This is a genomic window from Bacillus cereus group sp. MYBK216-1 (genome assembly GCF_051916495.1).
GTDB classification, from domain to species: Bacteria; Bacillota; Bacilli; order Bacillales; family Bacillaceae_G; genus Bacillus_A; species Bacillus_A thuringiensis_K.
The window spans coordinates 1-2,469 of record NZ_JBQAGT010000037.1 but is presented as its reverse complement, the minus strand read 5'-3'; the positions used below and the strand labels follow the sequence as shown (position 1 = coordinate 2,469).

The window sequence follows — 2,469 nt, the reverse complement described above, 5'->3', positions numbered from 1 at the left end:
ATGATGGCAGAGAGGTCACACCCGTTCCCATACCGAACACGGAAGTTAAGCTCTCTAGCGCCGATGGTAGTTGGGACCTTGTCCCTGTGAGAGTAGGACGTCGCCAAGCAAAAACCTAAGTCGTTTCGACTTAGGTTTTTTGTGTTTATTTTTATTATTTTAAATATAAAGGTAAGAATTACCTTTATGAGAATATAGTTCAGATGTAAAAAGAATGTTTGTAATCTTATATAAAAAGGTTATGTGAAAAATAGCAATATAGCTCTTTTTGCATAACCTTTTGTGTTTTTAAAGGATTTTACATAAGAAAAATTCTATAATTAAGGTAGTTAACATATATTTTTGATGGGTGTGGGGGATTATGAAAGAAATATGCATGTTATTAGTGGCTGTTATATTATGGGGCACAGCCATTGCGCCAACAAAATGGGCGTTAGAATCTATTCAGCCGTTTACTTTGTTATTTATTCGCCTTTTCTTTGCAGGTGGAATTTGCATGATATTCTCATTTAAGCAATTAAAAAAATCAGTTGTACATAAAAAAGTTCCATGGAAAAGAATGAGTTTGTTAGCTTTTACCGGTGTAGCTGGTTATTTTATGTTTACATCCTACGGCATTTCTTTAACAAGTGGATTACATGTGAGTATTATAGATGCTGCATTACCATTAGTTACAATTCTTTTTTCAGCACTCTTTTTGAAAGAGGAAATTCGATTGAATTATTGGATAGGAATTATATTGGGTGCTATAGGAGTACTCTTTATTACGATTCCATCTAAAAGTGCTAATCAAGAAGTGTCTTTAATAGGAGATATACTGATATTATTAAGTACTTTTCTATTTGCTTTCTACACAGTTTTGCTAAAACGACCAAAACAAGAACAGTATTTATCAAACGAGGTTTTTACAACATTAACTTTAATTATTGGAGCTGTTATTCTCTTACCGTTTGCACTGGTAGAAATTTTTTATTACGGTCTCCCAAAGGTTGAAACTTGGAAAACGGGACTTAGTGTAATATACCTTGTTATTGGAGCAACAATTTTAGCATATTGGTTTTGGAATAAAGCGCTAGAGAGAGTTTCAGCATCAGTGAGCGGATTATATTTAAATGCATTACCATTAATAAGTATTGTTACTTCAATTATTCTATTAAATGAATTTCTGACCTGGAGAGTAATAATGGGAGCAAGTTTAGTCTTAATAGGAGTAGGATGGGCAGATAAGCAAAAGTTATGTAATCTATTAAAAGGTAACAAGGTGGAGAATAGAGACTGTTAAACAGTATGATTTGTATAAATGAAATGTTAAAAAGATACCTTGTATATGAGGTATCTTTTTTATTTAGCAAAGATAATAGACTAATATTAGTATAGATATTCTTTGCTGTATTTATATGTGTCGAAATCATTTTGAAATATTGTTTGAACAAGTTGTATACATTCAGTATTATAAAAGCTTTCAAAAGTTGGATGACGGGGAAATAAAGGGTTAGTAATATCGCCTTCGCTAAAATTCCCTTTATAAATCATGGCGGGGAGTTTGATGATGCCATGATGTTGAGAACTCATTTATTGGTGCGGTTTTTAATTCGAAACGCTTTTCTGATTTTTTCATTTCCTGATCGAAGTTTTCTAAGTATATATAATTGGTCACATATTCTTCTTCACCAGCTATATATTGTTGTGTGAAATGTGGGTTAATATCACTTGCGTGAGCCCCTTTCATAAATAGATAGTATAGAAATTGTTTAAATGAGATCCCTTTGGGGGAATTTTCATCTTGATATAAAAACTTTCGGATGGGTTTCCATTCGGGATTTTCCATATAAGGAGGTCCAATTAAGGATATGAAAGAACTGACTGCTCTTCTATAAGGGTTACGAACAAGTTTAAAAGTTTCTTTTTGTTTTTCTCGTAACGCTACCCCTAGTCGTACACCATAGGCAGGTGTACTTTTGTATATATCATATTCATAATTATGAATGAAAGGACTATAACTTAGAGCTGTTTGTAATAAATCAATCTGGTAAAAGAACCACTTAGCAAGAGAAGTACAGCCGCTTTTTTGACTCCAAAATAGAATGATTGGAAACTTCCTATGATAGTGTGGGCTTGTTGAATGGGAGTTTATGACGTGTAATAAAGAAGGATTGAACAAGTTCTACACTTCTTTCAGTTATCTTATTGATATCTATGAGAAACAAAAGGGAGGTATGAAAGCCTTTTTTATCTTTTTTTTTTAAATGAAAGATTAATATTGACTATTATTATATAGAGGTGTAATATAAGACAAGTCGCTGATGACATTAACATCGCAAGCGACAAACGAAATAAAAAACTTAGTTGACATTAACTAACGAAGATGTTAACATAAGGAAGTCGCAAATGAGCGACCAAGTAGTTCTTTGAAAACTGAACGAAACAAACAACGTGAAACGTCAATTTTTATTTTAGATGCTAGACAAA

The 2,469-nt window shown here is 32.4% G+C and carries 1 protein-coding gene, 1 rRNA gene and 1 pseudogene; 2 read left to right on the top strand and 1 reads right to left on the bottom strand.

Annotation, left to right across the window (positions count from 1 at the left end):
- A 5S ribosomal RNA gene (gene rrf / locus ACTFRH_RS30830) occupies positions 1–109 on the top strand; the annotation flags it as partial.
- Positions 110–361: 252 nt separating this feature from the next.
- Positions 362–1,282: a DMT family transporter gene (locus tag ACTFRH_RS30825; RefSeq protein WP_000658272.1), complete on the top strand. Its 921-nt coding sequence runs from the start codon at positions 362–364 to the stop codon at positions 1,280–1,282.
- A gap of 86 nt (positions 1,283–1,368) precedes the next feature.
- On the opposite strand, the pseudogene ACTFRH_RS30820 reads toward ACTFRH_RS30825, so the two are convergent.
- Positions 1,369–2,161: pseudogene (locus ACTFRH_RS30820) on the bottom strand (sulfotransferase family 2 domain-containing protein).
- Positions 2,162–2,469: the final 308 nt, after the last annotated feature.

Bases quoted from the DNA above. Each gene is read 5' to 3' on its own strand.
- ACTFRH_RS30825 (WP_000658272.1), top strand. From the start codon at position 362: ATGAAAGAAATATGCATGTTATTAGTGGCTGTTATATTATGGGGCACA.